The 17,867-nt window shown below is 67.5% G+C and carries 15 protein-coding genes; 5 read left to right on the top strand and 10 right to left on the bottom strand.

Going from position 1 to position 17,867, the window contains the following annotated elements; genetic code table 11:
* Nucleotides 1-35: 35 nt before the first annotated feature.
* Nucleotides 36-2,393 carry a DNA internalization-related competence protein ComEC/Rec2 gene (locus LK539_RS21665; RefSeq protein ID WP_227803130.1) on the top strand — a complete coding sequence of 786 codons (2,358 nt, stop codon included), beginning with the start codon at nucleotides 36-38 and terminating at the stop codon, nucleotides 2,391-2,393.
* 3 nt (nucleotides 2,394-2,396) lie between these two features.
* Here LK539_RS21665 and LK539_RS21660 read toward each other — a convergent pair whose 3' ends face one another.
* Together LK539_RS21660 and LK539_RS21655 are read right to left on the bottom strand one after the other, a co-directional pair.
* Nucleotides 2,397-3,752, bottom strand: coding sequence for an ATP-binding protein (locus LK539_RS21660; RefSeq protein ID WP_227803129.1), 1,356 nt, complete (start codon nucleotides 3,750-3,752; stop codon nucleotides 2,397-2,399).
* 1 nt (nucleotide 3,753) lies between these two features.
* Complete coding sequence (locus tag LK539_RS21655) at nucleotides 3,754-4,440, bottom strand: response regulator transcription factor (protein WP_227803128.1); 687 nt, start codon at nucleotides 4,438-4,440, stop codon at nucleotides 3,754-3,756.
* Nucleotides 4,441-4,575: 135 nt separating this feature from the next.
* Between LK539_RS21655 and LK539_RS21650 the strand changes: the two genes are divergently transcribed.
* Nucleotides 4,576-5,436, top strand: coding sequence for an intradiol ring-cleavage dioxygenase (locus LK539_RS21650; RefSeq protein WP_227803127.1), 861 nt, complete (start codon nucleotides 4,576-4,578; stop codon nucleotides 5,434-5,436).
* A gap of 3 nt (nucleotides 5,437-5,439) precedes the next feature.
* Here the strand turns inward: LK539_RS21650 and LK539_RS24510 are convergent, their stop codons facing one another.
* A complete protein-coding gene (locus LK539_RS24510; protein WP_307729127.1) occupies nucleotides 5,440-7,635 on the bottom strand; it encodes a DUF4214 domain-containing protein in 2,196 nt (731 codons plus the stop codon).
* 192 nt (nucleotides 7,636-7,827) lie between these two features.
* On the opposite strand from LK539_RS24510, the gene LK539_RS21630 reads away from it, so the two are divergent.
* Genes LK539_RS21630 through LK539_RS21620 form a run of 3 tightly spaced genes read left to right on the top strand, consistent with a single transcriptional unit; the run spans nucleotide 7,828 to nucleotide 9,971 of the window.
* On the top strand, nucleotides 7,828-8,643 hold the full coding sequence (locus tag LK539_RS21630) for an alpha/beta fold hydrolase (protein WP_227803126.1): 816 nt from the start codon (nucleotides 7,828-7,830) through the stop codon (nucleotides 8,641-8,643).
* Between the two features lie 36 nt (nucleotides 8,644-8,679).
* Nucleotides 8,680-9,246: a dCTP deaminase gene (gene dcd / locus LK539_RS21625; RefSeq protein WP_036247129.1), complete on the top strand. Its 567-nt coding sequence runs from the start codon at nucleotides 8,680-8,682 to the stop codon at nucleotides 9,244-9,246.
* Nucleotides 9,247-9,302: 56 nt separating this feature from the next.
* Nucleotides 9,303-9,971 (top strand): cation transporter, encoded by a 669-nt coding sequence (locus tag LK539_RS21620; RefSeq protein ID WP_227803125.1) that lies wholly within the window; start codon nucleotides 9,303-9,305, stop codon nucleotides 9,969-9,971.
* Nucleotides 9,972-10,023: 52 nt separating this feature from the next.
* Here the strand turns inward: LK539_RS21620 and LK539_RS21615 are convergent, their stop codons facing one another.
* The 7 genes from LK539_RS21615 to LK539_RS21585 form a co-directional block, all read right to left on the bottom strand.
* Nucleotides 10,024-12,282, bottom strand: coding sequence for an arginine/lysine/ornithine decarboxylase (locus tag LK539_RS21615; RefSeq protein WP_227803124.1), 2,259 nt, complete (start codon nucleotides 12,280-12,282; stop codon nucleotides 10,024-10,026).
* 174 nt (nucleotides 12,283-12,456) lie between these two features.
* The gene (locus LK539_RS21610) at nucleotides 12,457-13,095 is read right to left on the bottom strand and encodes a DUF4337 domain-containing protein (protein WP_227803123.1); all 639 of its coding nucleotides are present in this window, start codon (nucleotides 13,093-13,095) and stop codon (nucleotides 12,457-12,459) included.
* A 2-nt stretch (nucleotides 13,096-13,097) separates the two neighbouring features.
* Nucleotides 13,098-13,601, bottom strand: a complete 504-nt coding sequence (locus LK539_RS21605) for a dihydrofolate reductase (protein ID WP_227803122.1) — start codon at nucleotides 13,599-13,601, stop codon at nucleotides 13,098-13,100.
* Between the two features lie 133 nt (nucleotides 13,602-13,734).
* The gene (gene thyA, locus LK539_RS21600) at nucleotides 13,735-14,529 is read right to left on the bottom strand and encodes a thymidylate synthase (protein ID WP_227803121.1); all 795 of its coding nucleotides are present in this window, start codon (nucleotides 14,527-14,529) and stop codon (nucleotides 13,735-13,737) included.
* Between the two features lie 82 nt (nucleotides 14,530-14,611).
* Nucleotides 14,612-15,055 (bottom strand): SRPBCC family protein, encoded by a 444-nt coding sequence (locus LK539_RS21595; protein ID WP_227803120.1) that lies wholly within the window; start codon nucleotides 15,053-15,055, stop codon nucleotides 14,612-14,614.
* A gap of 89 nt (nucleotides 15,056-15,144) precedes the next feature.
* On the bottom strand, nucleotides 15,145-15,804 hold the full coding sequence (locus LK539_RS21590; protein ID WP_227803119.1) for a glutathione S-transferase family protein: 660 nt from the start codon (nucleotides 15,802-15,804) through the stop codon (nucleotides 15,145-15,147).
* Nucleotides 15,805-15,884: 80 nt separating this feature from the next.
* Entirely contained in the window at nucleotides 15,885-17,822 is a 1,938-nt protein-coding gene (locus tag LK539_RS21585) for a hypothetical protein (protein WP_227803118.1), read from the bottom strand.
* Nucleotides 17,823-17,867: the final 45 nt, after the last annotated feature.

Here is a 17,867-nt window from a genome sequence, read left to right as displayed (position 1 = left end):
CGCGTCATCTAGCGCGCGGACCGCCGCCCCAAGCAATGCGCTGCGCCATCCTGGCCTTCGTCGCCGGCGCCTGCTGGCTGCAGACACGCGCCGAGCTGCCCGCACCTGAACACATAGCCAGCGCCGTCGTCATCGCACTGCTGCTCTGCGCATTGCGCCGGCATGGCGCGAACATCCTCGGGGCAGCGCTCCTCGGCGCCTCATGGGCTGCCGTACTGGCCCACCTGGCCATCGCCGACGCGCTACCACGCGAGATGGAGGGCCGCGACGTCGCCATCATCGGCACCGTCGACAGCCTGCCGCACGAATTCGAGGGCGGCTCACGCTTCAACGTCCGGGTCGAGCGGATTCTGACGCCAGGCGCCAGCGTCCCGAGAACGATCGCCGTCTCGTGGTACGGCCAGGTCGCCCCCGCAGGCGGCGCGCGGGAACCAGTGCAGCCGGGCGAACGCTGGCAACTGGTCGTGCGCCTGCAGCGCCCGCACGGCAATGCCAACCCTTACGGTTTCGACTACGAAGCCTGGCTGCTCGAGCAAGGCGTGCGCGCCACCGGCTACGTGCGGCCCGCCGGCCCGCGCAACCAGCGCCTGGATGGCTTCGTGCCGCGCTTCGGCCACGTGGTGGAACGCGCCCGTGCCGCGCTGCGGCGGCACATCCTGCAGCAGCTCGAGGGCAAGCGCTACGCCGGCGTGATCGTCGCCCTGGTCATCGGCGACCAGCGCGGCATCCCGCAGTCGGACTGGGACGTCTTCAACCGCACCGGCATCAGCCACCTGGTGTCGATCTCCGGCCTGCATATCACGATGGTGGCAGGCCTGGCGGCGTGGGCGATTTCCTACCTGTGGCGCCGCTCCTTCTTCATCGATGGCGCCGCCTTGCCCTTGACGCTGCCGGCCCAGAAGGCGGCGGCGTTGGCGGGCGCACTGGTGGCGCTGCTGTACGTGCTGCTGGCCGGATTCGGCGTGCCTGCGCAGCGCACCTTCTACATGCTGGCGGCGGTTGCGGCTGCGCTCTGGTTCGGGCGGGTGGTCGCGCTCTCGCACGTGCTGTGCCTGGCGCTGGCCGTGGTGGTGCTGATCGATCCCTGGGCGGTGCTGGGCGCGGGCTTCTGGCTGTCCTTCGGCGCGGTGGCCGTCATCCTGTACGCGAACCTCGGGCGCGTGCAGATCGAAACCGGCTGGCGCCGCACACTCGCCGTGGCGGCCCGCACGCAGTATGCGGTCACCATCGGCCTGGTGCCGCTGACGATGCTGCTCTTCTCCCAGGTGTCTGTGGCCAGCCCGGTCGCGAACGCGATAGCAATCCCGGTCATCAGCCTCTTGGTGACGCCGCTGGCCCTGCTGGGCGCCATGTTGCCGGCGCCGCTGGCCGGCCCCGTGCTCGGCCTGGCGCACCTGGCGGTCGAGCTGCTGGCCGACGCCCTCGCGCTGCTCGCCGCCAGTCCGCTCGCGGTGCTGAACGCTCCGGCGCCGCAGCCCTGGGTCTTCCTGCTGGCCCTCAGTGGCACGGCCTGGATGCTGGCCCCGCGCGGGTGGCCGCACCGCTGGGCGGGGCTGGCGGCATGGATGCCGATGCTGACCCAGCTGCCGACCGCGCCTCCCGCCGGCAGCTTCACGGTGACAGCATTCGACGTCGGCCAGGGCATGGCCCTGCTGGTGGAGACGAGGGGCCACCGCCTGCTGTACGACGCCGGACCCCAGTACGCGCCTGGGGCCGACGCCGCCGGCCGCATCCTGCTGCCGTATTTGCGCGGGCGCGGGATCGGGAAACTCGATGCGCTGGTGGTTTCGCACAGCGACGTCGATCACGCTGGCGGCGCCCGCACGCTGCTGGGCGGCGTCAAGGTGGCACAGGTGCATTCTTCGCTCGCCGCCGGCCATCCGGTCGTGCGCGCGGCCCGGCGCCACAGCCGCTGCACTTCGGAACAGGAGTGGAACTGGGACGGTGTGCGCTTCGAGATGCTGGGGCCGGCGCCGCCTTCCTACGATGAGCCGGGCCTGAAGGCGAATGCGCGCAGCTGCGTTCTGCGGGTCAGCGCGGCCGGCCGGGCCATGCTGCTGGCGGCGGACATCGAAGCGGCCCAGGAAGCGCAGTTGCTGCAACACGCGCAGGGCCGTTTGCAGGCCGACGTGCTGCTCGCGCCGCACCACGGCAGCGGAACCTCGTCCACCGCGGCCTTCCTGGCGGCGGTCGCACCAACGGTCGGCATCTTCCAGGTCGGGTACCGCAACCGATACAGGCACCCCAAGAAGGAGGTGTACGAACGCTACGGCAGCCGCGGTATCCGCCGTCTGCGTACCGACGAATCCGGCGCCGTCGTGCTTGCCTTCGGCCGGCAGATCGAGGTCAGCGAATACCGCGCCGGCCGCCGGCGCTACTGGCACGGGCAATAGCGCTCACGCCTGCAAGGGCAGGCTCAGTCGCATTCGCAGACCGCCGCCTTCGCGCCTGGCGGCGCCGATGCTGCCGCCGTGCGCGGCCAGCACCCGCTGCGCAATGGCCAGGCCCAGCCCATGGCCGTCGACCTTGTTCGGGTGCGCGCGGAAGAAGGGCTGGAACACCGATTCCAGGTCCGCCTCTGCAATGCCCGGACCGCGATCGAGAACATCGATATGCGCCTGCCCACCTGCTGCGCGCAGCACGATCTCGACGCTGCCGCCGCTGCCGCCATGCCGGATCGCGTTGCGCACCACATTCTCCAGCGCGCTCCACAGCAGGTCGGGGTCGCCCTGCACGACGATCGGCCCCGGCGCCTGCACCCGGATCGTGGGGACCACGGGTCCGGCCTCGAAGCGTGCATCGGCCGCGATCTCGTCGGCCAGTTCGCTCAGGTCGAGCTGTTCCGTCCTGGCCAGGCCAGGGGAGGCTTCGAGGCGCGACAGCGTCAGCAGCTCACCGACCAGCTTATCCATGCGCATGCTCTCGCGCTCGATGCGGTCGAGCGACGAGCCGATCTTGTCCGGCTGCTGGTGCGCCAGGCCGACCGCCGCCTGCAGCCGCGCCAGCGGCGAGCGCAGCTCGTGCGAGACGTCGTGCAGCAGGCGGCGCTGGCCATCCATCAGGGCGTCTAGCCGTGCGCTCATGCGGTCGAAGTCGCGTCCCAGGTCGCTCAGTTCGTCGCCCGCGCGGCCGCTGGCCGTGAAACGCGGCGCCAGGTCGCCCGCGGCGGCGGCCTCGAAGGCGCTGCGCAGGGCCCGGATCGGGCGCGAGAAATACCAGGCGAGGAGGGCGGCGAACAGCAGGCTGGCCAGGGTGGCGGCGACGATACCGGCGCCCTGGCTGACGCGATAGCCGAAGCCGGGACCGGGCCCGCGGGGCGAGCCGCCGGCCTGGATGACGCCGGGCGGCGGCCCGCGGAACTGGCGCCGCACGAAGGCGATGTAGTCGGCGCCGTCCGGTCCCGCCAGCCGGCGCACACCCCGTGTCGCCTCGCCCGAGGCCAGCTGGCGCCGCGCCTCCGCGGCCAGTCCCGGCGGCACCGCACGGCCCAGCAGTTCCTGGCCCAGGTGGTCGAGCACCAGCACCTGGGGACGCTGGAGTTCGCCCAGCATCCCGCGCAGCGCCGGCAGGCCGCCGTGACGCAGCGTTGCCGCCGCCGCGTCGAGCGCGATCCAGGCCGGCGGGCCGGTATCGAGTTCGGCGGCCTGGCTGCGGGCCCGCTCGCGCAGCCAGAAGGCGCTGCCGATGCCGACTGCGGCGGTCACCTGGGCCAGCAGGATACAGAGGAAGAACTTCCAGAACAGGCGGCCCATGCTAGTCCCGGATCAGCTGGTAGCCCTGGCGGTAGATCGTCTGCAGGGGCGAGCGGCCGTCGGCGAGCAGGCCCAGTTTCTGGCGCAGGCTGCTCAGGTGGACATCGATGTTGCGGTCGAAGCGCGCCAGCGGCCGCCCCAGGCCCTGTTCGGACAGCTCGTTCTTGCTGACGGCGCGGCCGGCGTGGCGCGCCAGCACTTCCAGCAGGTTGAATTCGGTGCTGGTCAGCTCCAGCGTGGCGCCATCCCAGGTGGCGCGGCGCTGTTCCGGATACATGTTCAGTTTGCCCACCGCGAGCACGGCGCCGGGACCTTCGCCGGCGGCAGGCTGGGTGCGGCGCAGGATGGCGCGCACCCGCGCGGTCAGTTCGCGCGGGGTGCAGGGCTTGGCGACGTAGTCGTCGGCGCCCAGCTCCAGCCCCAGTATGCGGTCGGCATCGTCGCCGCGCGCGGTCAGCATCAGGATCGGGATGCGGCTGGCGGCGCGGATGCGGCGCAGGGCGTCGATGCCGTTCGTCCCGGGCATCATCACGTCGAGCACGGCGATCGCATAGTCGCCGCGCAGGGCTTCGCGCGCCCCGGTCGCGCCGTCGTGGACGCAGGTGGTGCGAAAACCTTCCTGTTCAAGGTATTCGGAAAACATCCCGACCAGTTCGACGTCGTCGTCGATCAGCAATACATGGTTCATGTCAGGAGCATAGCAAATCGGGGTCGCCAGCGCTGTGGCAAAGAGGCCCCATTTACCCGGATTTACATACGGTTTACCCCGTTTTACATGGGCGGCAACGAGAATGCGGCTACCGAAACACAGGAGGATACCAGCATGACCCCGACGCCCCACAGCGCCCCCGACCACACCACCCTGTCCGACGACCTCGAACGCATGCTGGCCACTGCGGCCAGCCGGCGCCAGTCGCTGCGCTGGCTGTTCGCCGGCGCCGCGGCGATCCCGCTGGCCGGCTGCGGCGGCGGCGCCGATGCCAGCCTCGCCGCGTCGTCATCTGCCGGCACCGGCGGCAGCGCTTCCGCCGGGAGCGCCTGTTCCATCATTCCTGAAGAAACGGGCGGCCCGTATCCGGGCGACGGCACCAACCGCAATGCCAACGGCGTCGCCAATGCCTTGACCCTGTCCGGCATCGTGCGCAGCGACATCCGCGCCAGCGTGGCCGGCGCCAGCGGCGTCGCGCAGGGCATCCCGCTCACCATCCGCCTGCAGCTGGTGAACGTCGCGGCCAACTGCGCAGCCGCGAGCGGCGCCGCGGTCTACCTGTGGCACTGTACCCGCGACGGCGGCTATTCGATGTATTCGAACGGGATCGTGAACGAAAACTTCCTGCGCGGGGTACAGGAGGCGGACAGCCAGGGCGTGCTCACTTTTCAGACCATCTTCCCCGGCTGCTACGACGGCCGGATGCCGCACGTGCACTTCGAGGTCTACCCCAGCATGGCCAAGGCCAGCAATGCGGCGAACCGCATCAAGACCTCGCAGTTCGCGTTTCCGCTGGCGACCCTGAACGAAGCCTATGCGACGGCAGGCTACGCCACCAGCGTCGCCAACCTGGCGCGCATCAGCTATGCCACCGACAACGTGTTCAGCGACGGCACGGCGCTGCAGATGGCCAGCGTGACCGGCAATCCCAACCAGGGCTATGTGGCCACGCTTACCGTCGGCGTCGCCTACTGAAGCTCAGCCGAAGGGCAGGTAAGCGATGCCGCCTTCCAGCACGCCGGCCAGCGCGGCGACGTTTTCCGGGCTCTGGCTGAACTGGGCCAGGATCTCGGTGGCGCTGGCGCCGCGCTCCATCACCTGCAGCCAGTAGTCGAAGCCGGCCGGGTCGGGCGCGCGGTGCAGGATGTTCTGGTAGATCCGGGTGAGGAAGTCGGCGTGGCTGGGTTTGAGGCCATACATGCCGGTAAACTCGCTAGATGCGATGAAGTTCGCCGCCACGTCCTTCAGGCTGCTGCCGCTTTCCATGCGGCCGATCCAGTAGCCCAGGCCGGCCAGGTCAGGCTCGCGGTTGAAGGCGGCCTGGTACAGGCGATAGGTCTGGGCGGCGATGCCATCGGTGTCGAGGGCGACCATGACATCGTCGAAGGCCAGGCGTTCGATGCCGACCAGGACATCCACGTCCGGTAGCAGCGAGTCGGCCACCGTGACGCCGTCCTTGCCGATGGTGAGCTTGTACCCGGCGCGCTTGCCGGCATAGGCCGCGACGTCGATCCCGGCTCCGCCGTCGAGCCGGTCGCTGCCGGCGCCGCCGACGAGGATGTCGTGCCCGGCGCCGCCCTCGATCCGGTTGCCGACCTCGTTGCCGGTCAGGCGATCGTTGCCGGCGCCGCCGCGCAGGTTCTCGATCAGACTGCCGAAGTTGACCGTGACTTGGCCCGCCCTCACGATCGAGTCGCCCTTGGCGCCCAGGAAGCTCCAGTAGCCGGGGCGCAGGTCGAGCGTCATGCCGCCGCCGAAGGCGCTGCCGTCGAGGGTGTCGCTGCCTGCGCCGTCGGCGATGAAGTTGGCCTGGTCCGCGTCCAGGGTCCAGGTGGTGTCGCCGGACGCCACCTGCCCCGTGGGGCCGTAGATGTAGTGGAGGGCGGCCAGGTCGAGCGCGTTGTACGACAGCTGGTAGTCGCTCGGTGTCACGTTGTACGACATCAGGGTGTGGTGGGCCGCATCCTCCACGCTGCTCAGGAAGGGACCGTCGCCGCTGTTGCCGACCGAGTCTTCATGCGCGAAGGGGTGCTTGAGCCCGAGCGCGTGCCCGATCTCGTGCATCAGGACTGCGGCGCCGAAATTGCCGCTCGTCGGCGCCATCACCTCGCGCAGGCCGGCATTGAGCATCACCAGGCGGTTGCTGGCGTAGCCGGACGAATTCTCCTGCTGGTTGTTGGCCAGTATCAGTACGCCTTCGCCGTCGAGGGCGTCGGTTTCGCGGAACTGCACGTTCGCCACGCTGCTGATGTACTCGAAAGCCTTGCGCGTGAGGGCGCGCTGGGCCTCGTTGAAGGTTTCGAAACCCTTCTTGTCGTGCTCTTCGAAGAAGGCGGCCGGCTGCTCGGCGAAATGGTAGTCGATAATCCGGGCCGCGCCGAGCAGGCGGGCCGCCGGCACCTGCACCGCCAGCGCGGCGATCCAGTGCGGGAGCTTTTGCACGCCCGCGGCCCAGGTCCAGTTCTCGACGCTGCCCACCGGCAGGACCCAGTCGGCGTAGATGGTGCCGCGGTCGTTGCCGCCTTCGTCCCAGACCTGGTCCAGGGCGCTGCGCACGGAATACACGTCGTCACCCAGGCCGCCGGCCAGGCGGCTGATGCCGGCGCCGCCGTCGAGGGTGTCGTTGCCGGCGCCACCGACCAGGGTGTCGTTGCCGCTGCCGCCCAGCAGGAGGTCGTTGCCGCCGCCACCCGACATACCGTCGTTGCCGGCGCCGCCCATCAGGACGTCGGCCCCGTCATCGCCGTAGATGGTGTCGTTGCCGTCGCCGCCGTCGAGGGTATCGCCCAGCAGGTCGGGGCTGAACTCCTCGGTGGCCGGGTCCCATGGGCGGCCGCTTTGCAGGATATCGTCGCCCGCGCCGCCCTGCAGGGAATCGCGGCCGCCGGCGCCATACAGCGTGTCGTTGCCGTCCCCGCCGAGCAGCATGTCGTTGGCGACGCCGCCCTGCAGCAGGTCGTTGCCCTTGCCGCCGTCGAGGATGTCGCCCTTGTCGTCGGGGCGCCAGGCGCCGGTCGCGGGATCGCGGAGCAGGCTGCTGTAGAGCTTGTCGTCGCCGTTCAGGCCCATCAGGATGTCGCTGCCGCCCGCTCCGTAGAGCTTGTCGTCACCGCTTGTGCCGACCATGTCATCATTGCCCGCGCTCCCCGAGCGCTCGATTCCCGCCAACGCCATATTGCTTCCCTGAAAGTACAATGTTGCAAATGCTAGCATTGGAATTTCTTTAGGGAAATATCTTTTCGTGCTAAAGGAAGAGATTACGCAGGGCGCATGGTGCTTGCGCCAGTAGGCGTTTCCCTCTAACAGGGTTCGCGGCCGGGCCTCTTTCATTACAATGGCCCTTGTCATTCAAGCCACCCGCCTTTCATGAGCAAACCCCTGCTGCATTTCTCCCACGGGAACAGCTATCCCGCCGGCACCTACACCCGCCTGTTCCAGGCCCTCGGCGAGCACTACGAGGTGCGCGCGCACGACATGTACGGCCACGACCCGCGCTTTCCGGTCGGGGACGGCTGGCACGGCCTGGTGGAAGAGCTGATCCACCACCTGGAAAAGTACGAGCAGCCGCCGATCCTGGTCGGCCATTCGCTCGGCGGCATGCTCAGCATGATGGCGGCCAAGCAGCGCCCGGAGCTGGCGCGCTGTGTGGTGATGCTCGATTCGCCGGTCGTCGCCGGCTGGCGCGCCTTCCTGTGGAAGCTGGTCAAGCGGCGCGGCCTGGGGTCGCGCTTTTCGCCCGCGCGCTTTTCCGAGCGGCGGCGCAATGTCTGGCCGGACCGTGCGGCGGCCTACCAGCACTTCATCGCGAAGCCGATGTTCCAGGCCTGGGCCCCGGGTGCCCTCGACGACTACCTCGAGCACGGCTTGAGGCCGCATCAGGAGGGCGTCCAGCTGCGCTTCGACCGCGAGGTCGAAACCCTGATCTACAACACGCTGCCGCACCATATGGGAAAGATCCTGCGCGAGCCTTTCCCGCTGCCGATCGGCTTCATCGCCGGGACCAGCTCCGAAGAGCTGCGCCAGGCCGGGCTGGACGCCACCCGCAAACTGGTCGGCAGGAACCTGGTGATGATCGAGGGCGGGCACCTGTATCCGCTCGAGAAACCGCAGGAGACGGCGCGCCTCACGCACGAGATGATCGAGCGGCTGTTGCCGGCAAAGGTGCCGGAGGCGGTCATTTAGCGTAAAATCGCGGGATTGATTTCTTGGAATTCGACAATGGCTATCAAAAGCGACAAATGGATCCGCCGCATGGCGGAAGAGACCGGGATGATCGAACCCTTCGAGCCGCGCCAGGTGCGCGAATCGGACGGCCGCCGGGTCATTTCGTGGGGCACCTCCTCGTACGGCTACGATATCCGCTGCGCGGACGAGTTCAAGGTCTTCACCAACATCAACAGCACCATCGTCGACCCCAAGAATTTCGATTCGAATTCCTTCGTCGACGTGAAGAGCGATGTCTGCATCATCCCGCCGAATTCCTTCGCGCTGGCCCGCACCATCGAATACTTCCGCATCCCGCGCAACGTGCTGACCGTGTGCCTGGGCAAATCGACTTACGCGCGCTGCGGCATCATCGTCAACGTCACGCCCTTCGAGCCCGAGTGGGAAGGCTATGTGACGCTGGAATTCTCGAACACCACGCCGCTGCCGGCCAAGATCTACGCCGGCGAAGGCTGCGCCCAGGTGCTGTTCTTCGAATCCGACGAAGTCTGCGAGACCTCGTACAAGGACCGCGGCGGCAAGTACCAGGGCCAGCACGGCGTCACGCTGCCGAAAACCTGATTCATTTTTTCGTGCCAGCCTGTTAAATATGAATCATATTGATGGGCCCGAGTCCCATGGCTGACTGCTGCAGCGGCGGCTGCTCCTCGAGCAAGCCGCCGGTCGATCCCCGCTACCGGCGCATCCTCTGGATCGCGCTGTGGGTCAATGCGCTGATGTTCGGCGTCGAACTCGTCGCCGGCTGGGCCGCGGGTTCGGTCGCGCTGCTGGCCGACGCCGTCGACTTCCTGGGCGACGCCGCCAACTACGGCATCTCGCTGTTCGTCCTTGGCCTGGCGCCGATCTGGCGCTCGCGCACCGCGCTGCTGAAGGGCGCGACCATGGGCGGCTACGGCGTCTTCGTGCTCGGCACCGCCCTCTGGCACCTTCAGCTCGGCACCGTGCCGAAGGCGGAAACCATGGGCGCGGTCGGCTTCCTGGCGCTCATCGCCAACTGCTCGGTGGGTGTGCTGTTGTGGGCCTACCGCAACGGCGACGCCAACATGCGCTCGGTGTGGCTGTGCACCCGCAACGATGCGATCTCGAACCTGGCCGTGATGCTGGCGGCGCTGGGCGTGTTCGGGCTAGGGTCCGGTCTGCCCGACCTGCTGGTGGCCAGCATCATGGGCCTGCTCGGCCTGTCGGCAGCGTACTCCGTGATCAGGCACGCGCGCCGCGAGATGCGCGAGGGGCCGGCGCCGGCGCCAGAACCACAGGCTGCGGCGGTCGAACTCAAACGCCGCTAGCGCCTTGCCCGATATGCAGGCGTAAAAAAAGGGGCTTGCGCCCCTTGTTTGCTTACGCGTCCTGCTTCACGCAATCCACGAAGTAGCCCCGCTTGCCATCCACCTCGCGCTTGACCAGGCCGTGCACGTCGGTCTCGAAGCCCGGGAAGCGCTCGTTGAAGTCGCGCGCGAAGCGCAGGTAATCCACGATGGTCTTGTTGAAGCGTTCGCCCGGGATCAGCAATGGGATGCCAGGCGGGTAAGGCGTCAAGAGGATCGCGGTGATGCGGCCTTCGAGTTCGTCGATCGCCACGCGCTCGATCTGGCGGTGCGCCATCTTGGCAAACGCATCCGACGGCTTCATCGCAGGCACCATGTCCGACAGGTACATCTCGGTGGTCAGGCGCGCCACGTCGTACTGCTTGTAGAAGTTGTGGATGTCGGTGCACAGGTCGCGCAGGCCGCGGTTTTCATAACGCGGGTTGGCCGCGGCGAAGTCCGGCATCACCTGCCACACCTGCTTGTTGCGGTCGTAGTCGTCCTTGAATTGCTGCAGCGCCGTCACCAGGGTGTTCCAGCGGCCCTTGGTGATACCGATGGTGAACATGATGAAGAACGAGTACAGGCCGCACTTCTCGATGATCACGCCGTGTTCGGCCAGGTACTTGGTCACGATCGAGGCCGGGATGCCGGTCTCGCCGAACTTGCCGTCCAGGGACAGGCCCGGGGTCACGATGGTCGACTTGATCGGGTCGAGCATGTTGAAGCCCGGCGCCAGCTTGCCGAAGCCGTGCCAGTCGTCCTCGGCGCGGATCATCCAGTCCTTCTGTTCGCCGATGCCTTCCTCGCCTTCGACGTCCGGGCCCCAGACCTTGAACCACCAGTCTTCGCCGAACTCGGCGTCGACCTTCTTCATGGCGCGGCGGAAGTCGAGCGCTTCCAGGATCGATTCTTCCACCAGGGCGGTGCCGCCCGGCGCTTCCATCATGGCGGCGGCGACGTCGCAGGACGCGATGATCGAGTACTGGGGCGAGGTCGAGGTGTGCATCAGGTAGGCCTCGTTGAAGGCGTCCTGGTCCAGCTTGACGGTTTCCGATTCGCGCACCAGCACCTGCGAGGCCTGCGACAAGCCGGCCAGCAGCTTGTGCGTCGACTGGGTCGAGAAGATCATCGACTGCTTGGCGCGCGGGCGGCCTTCGCCGATCGCGTGCATGTTCTTGTAGAAGTCGTGGAAGGCCGCGTGCGGCAGCCAGGCTTCGTCGAAGTGCAGGGTGTCGATCTTCCCGTCCAACATTTCGCGCAGGGTCTCGACGTTGTACACCACGCCGTCGTAGGTCGACTGGGTGATGGTGAGGATGCGCGGCTTCTTGTTGGCGGCTTCGCGCGCGAACGGGTTGGCTTCGATCTTGCGGGCGATCGACTCCGGGGTGAACTCTTCCAGCGGGATCGGTCCGATGATGCCGAGGTGGTTACGGGTCGGCATCAGGAACACGGGAATCGCGCCGCACATGATGATCGAGTGCAGGATCGACTTGTGGCAGTTGCGGTCAACCACCACGATGTCGCCCGGCGCCACCGTGCTGTGCCAGACCATCTTGTTCGAGGTCGAGGTGCCGTTGGTGACGAAGTAGCAGTGGTCGGCGTTGTAGATGCGCGCGGCGTTGCGCTCGGACTTGGCCACCGGACCGGTGTGGTCGAGCAGCTGACCGAGTTCCTCGACCGCGTTGCAGACGTCGGCGCGCAGCATGTTCTCGCCGAAGAACTGGTGGAACATCTGGCCGACCGGCGACTTCAGGAAGGCGACACCGCCCGAGTGGCCCGGGCAGTGCCACGAATAGGAACCGTCATAGGCGTAGTTGACCAGCGCGCGGAAGAAGGGCGGCGCCAGCGAATCGAGATAGGCCTTGGCTTCGCGGATGATGTGGCGCGCCACGAATTCCGGGGTGTCCTCGAACATGTGGATGAAGCCGTGCAGCTCCTTCAGGATGTCGTTCGGGATATGGCGGCTGGTTCGGGTCTCGCCGTAGATGTAGATCGGGATGTTCGCGTTCTTGTGGCGGATTTCCTTGACGAAGGCGCGCAGGCGGGTCAAGGCGAAATCGATTTCCTCGGCCGAGCCGCCGCCGAATTCCTCGTCGTCGATCGACAGCACGAAGGCGGAGGCGCGCGACTGCTGCTGGGCGAACTGGGACAGGTCACCGTAGCTGGTCAGGCCGACCACTTCCATGCCTTCCTGCTCCATCGCGGCCGCGAGTGCGCGGATGCCGAGACCGGAGGTGTTCTCGGAACGGAAGTCCTCGTCAATGATGATGATGGGAAAACGAAATTTCATGGACAGCTCCAAAGCGAAGCGCCGTGGAAGCGCCAAACCCGGATGGGCTTGTGCGCCGGCCACGGCACCGGAAAAAAGAGGAAACGGATTTTCGCAGAAATTAAGCGCGCCGGTGCAATTTTTTTGCGACTCTAGCCACGAAGCCTAACCAGTGCGCGCAATCCTTGGCGCACTCTAGCTGGCAAGCCGGCGCCCGACCCGCCGGAAGGCCTCGGTCAGGCCGGCCGCGCCGACCGCCGCCATCAGCGGACCGGCCGAGAACGGCATCGGATCGGCCTGGATCGCGGCAAAGAAGGCCAGCGTGACGCCGAAGGCGGCCACCGCGCTGGTCAGGGTCAGCAGCCAGGTGCGGCGCGAGAGCAGGGTGATCGCGGCCAGCGAGATCGCGATCTGCTGGGCCACCGAGGCGGCGGCCCACTGGCGGTGGCGGTGCAGTTCTTTCTCGGACAGGGCGTTCCACTCGTTCGAGACGGCCTCGAAGCGCTCCGCTTCCTTGCGGATCGCTTCCTTCTCGGCCCCGTAGCGCCGCATTTCTTCGCGGTAGTGCCCCTGGTCGACGCCGGGCAGGCCGGCGGCCAGTTCGGCCAGGTTCTGGCGGCTGGTCTTGGCCTGGTAATGGCCCCAGGCATTGGCTGCGCTGGTCTTCTCGATCGCGGCATTGCTCTTGTACAGGGCCGCGTTGTTGTGCGACGCGCTGCCGATGAAGCCGAACATGGTGCCCATGGTGGCCAGGATGGCGATCAGGACGGCCACCTTGCCGGCAAAGTTGTCTCCGCCCCGCGAGCCCGGGGTGCGAATGGCGTGGTCCGTCATGGTCAGCGTTCCTTGCGGGTATAGGTGACGAAGGCGTAGCCGTAGCCGTTCGCCTCGGAATGATGCGTCTCGCGCGCGGTCTCCTGCCACAGGGCCGGGTCGATCGGCGGGAAGAAGGTGTCGCAGCGGAACACGTGGTCGATCTCGGTGACGATCATGCAGTCAGCCAGGTTCATGGATTCGCTGAAGATCTGGGCCCCGCCGATGATGCTGGCCGCTTCGCCGCCCAGCTGCGCGATCGCGTCCTGCAGCGAAGCGGCGACCTCGACGCCCTCGGCGCGCCAGCCGGGATTGCGGGTGACGACGATGTTGCGGCGCTTGGGCAGCGGGCGGCCGATGGAGTCGAAGGTCTTGCGGCCCATGATGATCGGCTTGCCCAGCGTGACGCGCTTGAAATGGGCCAGGTCTTCCGGCAGGTGCCAGGGCAGCTGGTTGTCGACGCCGATGCCGCGCTGGGCGTCGATCGCCACCACCAGGGTCAGGCGTGGATCGGCCTCAGGCTTCACGCTGCCTCCCGCAAGCACCGGGATACGGAGCCGTGTCGACCATGTCTGTCACCATTTCCAAGTAATTTCCAGTCTAAAATGTTGTCGCTTTGGAAGCACGCTGTCAAGCACTATGCACGGCCCGTTGCGGCTTTCAGACAGCCACCGGCGCCTTGATCGCCGGGTCCGGATCGTAGCCCGTCACCTCGAAATCCTCGAAGCGGTAATCGAACAGCGATGCGGGCTTGCGGCGAATGAGCAGGCGCGGCAGTTCCTTGGGCGTGCGCGACAGCTGCAGCTCGACCTGCTCCATGTGGTTGCTGTACAGGTGGCAGTCGCCGCCCGTCCAGATGAACTCGCCGACTTCCAGGCCGGCCTGCTGGGCCATCATGTGGGTCAGGATCGCGTAGGAGGCGATGTTGAAGGGCACCCCCAGGAAGATGTCGGCGCTGCGCTGGCACAGCTGGCAGGACAGCTTGCCGTCGGCGACGTAGAACTGGAAGAAGGCGTGGCAGGGCGGCAGCTTCATGTTCGGGATGTCGCCCACGTTCCATGCGGAGACGATCATCCGGCGCGAGTCGGGGGTCTGGCGGATCTGTTCCAGTACCTGCGCGATCTGGTCGATGTGGCCGCCATCAGGCGTCGGCCAGCTGCGCCACTGGTAGCCGTAGATCGGGCCCAGGTTGCCGTTCTCGTCGGCCCACTCGTCCCAGATGCTGACCCCGTTTTCCTTCAGGTAGGCGATGTTCGTCGAACCCTGCAGGAACCAGATCAGCTCATGGATGATCGACTTCAGGTGGACCTTCTTGGTCGTCAGCAGGGGGAAGCCCTGCTGCAGGTCGAAACGCATCTGGTAGCCGAAGACCGACAGCGTGCCGGTGCCGGTGCGGTCGGTCTTGACCGCGCCATGTTCTTTCACATGGCGCATGAATTCGAGATATTGGCGCATTCGAAACGATCGATGGGTGACAGCCCGATATTGTAACCGACTGCGCCTGCAAGAATGTCAATACGGCCCGCTCTTTGTCCTCTTATTTGATCTCGGGTTCCACCAGCTTGCCGAGCAGTTCGAGCGACTCCTGCCAGCCGAGGTAGCAGGACTCGAGCGGGATCATCTCGGGAATCCCTTCCTGCACGATGCGGACCTCGACGCCGCAGCTTAGCTCGCGCAGGTCGACGGTAGTCTGCATCCGGCCCGGCAGCTGCGGGTCTTCGAAGGCGGCGGTGTAGCGCACCCGCTTGCCCGGTGCGAGCTCGAGGTATTCGCCGCCGAAGGAATGGCTGGCGCCGGTCGTCAGGTTGGTGAAGGACATGCGGTAGCCGCCGCCGACCCGACTGTCCATCTCGTGGACGGTCGCGGTGAAGCCATGCGGCGGCAGCCACTTGGCAAAGGCGGCGGGCGTGGTAAAGGCGCGGTACACGCGCTCGGCGGACGACTTGAAAATGCGATGCAGCTGGACGGTATTGGCGGACATGATGCTTCCCTTGTCGGATGGTCAGAGGACATCCCTCTGCCGGCACGACGAACGGACCGGCAGGGATTCGACATCGGCGCCGCGATGTTTCAGTCGCCCGGCGGTGCACCGAGCGGGAAGTAATGGCGGAAGCGGCGCGCCTCGTCCACCGCCCGGGCAAACGAAGGCCGCGCCAGCAGGCGCGCGCGATAGGCCGTGACGATGGGGTAGTCGGCGCCGATCGGGTGGGTCCAGTCGGCATAGAACAGCGAGGGCGCGGCGGCGCAGTCGGCCAGAGAAAAGGACTCGTCCGCGGCCCAGGTCCGGCCCGCCAGCTCGCCTTCCAGCCAGGCGTAGGCGCGCTCGAGGCGCTCGCGCGCAAGGAGCACGGCGTCTTCGCGCTTGGCCGGGTCGCCCGTGAGCGCGCCGGCGACGGCCTGCTGTACCGGGTCCATCACGTGCAGGTCGAAGAAACGGTCGAGGAAGCGCACGCCCAGCGCATCCATCGGATCTTCCGGCAGCAGGCGCACCGGGCCGGGATGGGTCAGCTGCAGGTACTCGATGATGATGCTGGTCTCGACCACGTTGCGTTCGCCGTCGACCAGCAGCGGGAACTTGCGCAGCGGCCAGCGCCGCATCCACTCCGGCGCATGCTGGGGCGTTTCAGGATCGAGCGAACGGAATTCGTGCGCGACAGCGTTCTCGTACAACGCGATCAGCGCCTTCTGGGTATAGGACGAGAACGGGTGGCCATAGAGAACCAGCGGCATATCGGCTTCCTCTCAAGCAGGTGGCAAGGGACGTGCCGCATGACTCTAGCAGAGTTCGCGCGCGTCCCGGCGGCAATTCCTCAGGGTTCGAATTCGACCAGCACCCCGCGCAGGAAGAAGCCGAGGGCGCGCTGGTCGGGCGCGTTGGCCGGCCTTGCCGGCAAGCGGTGTTCGAGCGTGATCTCCAGCAGCGCGGCGCCGGCGGCGGCAGCGGGCAGCGCAAGCGGACCGCGGCCCAGCACCTGTTCGCCGAGGTCGATGCCGTTGACGCGCAGCCGGCTCGCGCGCACACCCTCGACATAGTGCCCGTCCAGGCCGAGGTAGCGCACCCGCCGCCCCTGGGGAAGCGCGATGCGCAGGGTCGAGCGCGGGCCATCGGTCCAGACCGCGCCGCCTTCGATGCTGGACCAGCCGCGCTCGAGGATGGGCGGCATGGATGGTCCGACCACGATGCGCAGGCCAGGCGTCGCCGGCTCGCAGCGCAGCGGCGCGTTGTAGTAGCGCCAGCCGGAAGCGAGCGTCACCACCCCGTCCGCGGCCAGCTGCATTCCCGGCTCGCACAGATCGCCATCGCGCGGATTCGACCAGAAGCGCATCAACTTGGTCGGGCCATCCGGTCCGCTGTGGATCACGACGTCGTCGTAATCCATGCTGCCGTCGCTGCGCCGTTCGCGCTCCAGGAAGATCTCCGGGTCCGGGTTGTACAGCTGCGGCGCATGGTCGAGCACCCAGCTCGCAAGCCGTCCCTGGGCGATGAAGGCGGGCGTGCGGCCGCGGTAGGCCTGCCAGCCGGCCAGTCCCTGCAGCACGATGGCCAGCACCAGCGCCAGGACGCGGGTGCGTGCGTCGAGCCGCACCAGCCCCGCCAGGCACACGGCCAGGATCGGCATCGAGGTCCAGTAGGCGTAGCGCGACAGGTAGAGGGCGCCGCTGTTCCAGTTGGTCGCGGCCAGCGTGGGCAGCGCCATGCCCAGCATCAGGAGGATGGCCAGCCCGAGATGCAGCAGCCACGCGCGCCGCCGGACCGGATCGAGCCTGAGCGCGACGATCGCGGCGCAGGACAGCAGGCCGGGCAGGCCGATGACGAGGCCCTGGTTCAGGTCGAACAGGAAGGAAAACAGGCGATCCGGCGTGACCAGCGCCAGGTCGAAGTAATAGCGGCTGATGATGCTCGGCATGCCGAACAGTGCCTGGTTGTGGACGAAGGGCAGGGCTGCCAGGACCACGCCCGCGGTGACGAGCAGGATGGCGCGCCAGCGCTGCGCGCCTCGCTCGCGCGGCGCGAACAGGGCGGTCGCGGGAAAGCGGCGCAGCAGCAGTACGTATGCGGCGCTGGCGGGGATCAGTCCGGCGATCGAGGGGTTCTGGCTTGCCCCCAGCCCCGCCAGCAGCACGGCCAGTGCCGGGTCGCGCCGCAGCGCCGCCAGGGTGGCCAGCAGCACGCATACGCCAGCCATGACTTCGGGCCCGATCCAGACCGTGTAGTACAGGGGGCCGAGCAGCGCGGCCAGGCCCAGTTCCGGCAGCCGGGTGCCGGGCAGCCAGGCGCGCAGGCAGCAGGCGCCGGCGGCGAGGATCGCGAGGTTCAGCGCGACCAGCGCCATGAAGGGATTCTTGCCGAGCAGCGTCACCACCGCATAGAAGGGCGCCGCCAGCAGTGAGTACAGCCAGAAGTGGATGGCATGCACGCTGCCGTCGCGGGCGCGCGCGTAGCCGCCGTCGATGGGCGTGTCGTGCGCGACGCGCCGGTAGGTATCCGCCAGGAGTTGCGGCGGCAATCCCCCGCGCGTCAGCGCTCCCGGCGGCATGGCCCCGATCGCATCGACGTCGCTTTGCCGCAGCTCGGGCGAGGCGTGCGCCACGAAGCCCTGCGCCATCGTCAGGTATTCCATGCCGTCGCCGATCAGGCGCGCCTTCGACAGGCACAGCACGGCGAACACGGCGAACAGGAAGGCGGCGCCGATGGAAGCGGCTTTGCGCATGATGGCGGTCGACGTGGCAAGAGCGATTCTTGGCATGGTGCTGTTCGGCTGAAAAGCTGTGATTCTAGCAAGCCCGGCGCC

It is taken from the genome of Massilia sp. IC2-476 (assembly GCF_020707295.1).
In the GTDB taxonomy this organism is placed as follows: Bacteria; Pseudomonadota; Gammaproteobacteria; order Burkholderiales; family Burkholderiaceae_D; genus Telluria.
This window is presented reverse-complemented; position numbering and strand designations above follow the sequence as displayed.

Bases quoted from the DNA above. Each gene is read 5' to 3' on its own strand.
- LK539_RS21660 (WP_227803129.1), bottom strand. From the start codon at position 3,752: ATGGGCCGCCTGTTCTGGAAGTTCTTCCTCTGTATCCTGCTGGCCCAG.
- LK539_RS21620 (WP_227803125.1), top strand. From the start codon at position 9,303: ATGGCTGACTGCTGCAGCGGCGGCTGCTCCTCGAGCAAGCCGCCGGTC.
- LK539_RS21650 (WP_227803127.1), top strand. From the start codon at position 4,576: ATGACCCCGACGCCCCACAGCGCCCCCGACCACACCACCCTGTCCGAC.
- dcd (WP_036247129.1), top strand. From the start codon at position 8,680: ATGGCTATCAAAAGCGACAAATGGATCCGCCGCATGGCGGAAGAGACC.
- LK539_RS21595 (WP_227803120.1), bottom strand. From the start codon at position 15,055: ATGTCCGCCAATACCGTCCAGCTGCATCGCATTTTCAAGTCGTCCGCC.
- LK539_RS21615 (WP_227803124.1), bottom strand. From the start codon at position 12,282: ATGAAATTTCGTTTTCCCATCATCATCATTGACGAGGACTTCCGTTCC.
- LK539_RS21590 (WP_227803119.1), bottom strand. From the start codon at position 15,804: ATGCCGCTGGTTCTCTATGGCCACCCGTTCTCGTCCTATACCCAGAAG.
- LK539_RS21665 (WP_227803130.1), top strand. From the start codon at position 36: ATGCGCTGCGCCATCCTGGCCTTCGTCGCCGGCGCCTGCTGGCTGCAG.
- thyA (WP_227803121.1), bottom strand. From the start codon at position 14,529: ATGCGCCAATATCTCGAATTCATGCGCCATGTGAAAGAACATGGCGCG.
- LK539_RS24510 (WP_307729127.1), bottom strand. From the start codon at position 7,635: ATGGCGTTGGCGGGAATCGAGCGCTCGGGGAGCGCGGGCAATGATGAC.
- LK539_RS21585 (WP_227803118.1), bottom strand. From the start codon at position 17,822: ATGCCAAGAATCGCTCTTGCCACGTCGACCGCCATCATGCGCAAAGCC.
- LK539_RS21610 (WP_227803123.1), bottom strand. From the start codon at position 13,095: ATGACGGACCACGCCATTCGCACCCCGGGCTCGCGGGGCGGAGACAAC.
- LK539_RS21630 (WP_227803126.1), top strand. From the start codon at position 7,828: ATGAGCAAACCCCTGCTGCATTTCTCCCACGGGAACAGCTATCCCGCC.
- LK539_RS21655 (WP_227803128.1), bottom strand. From the start codon at position 4,440: ATGAACCATGTATTGCTGATCGACGACGACGTCGAACTGGTCGGGATG.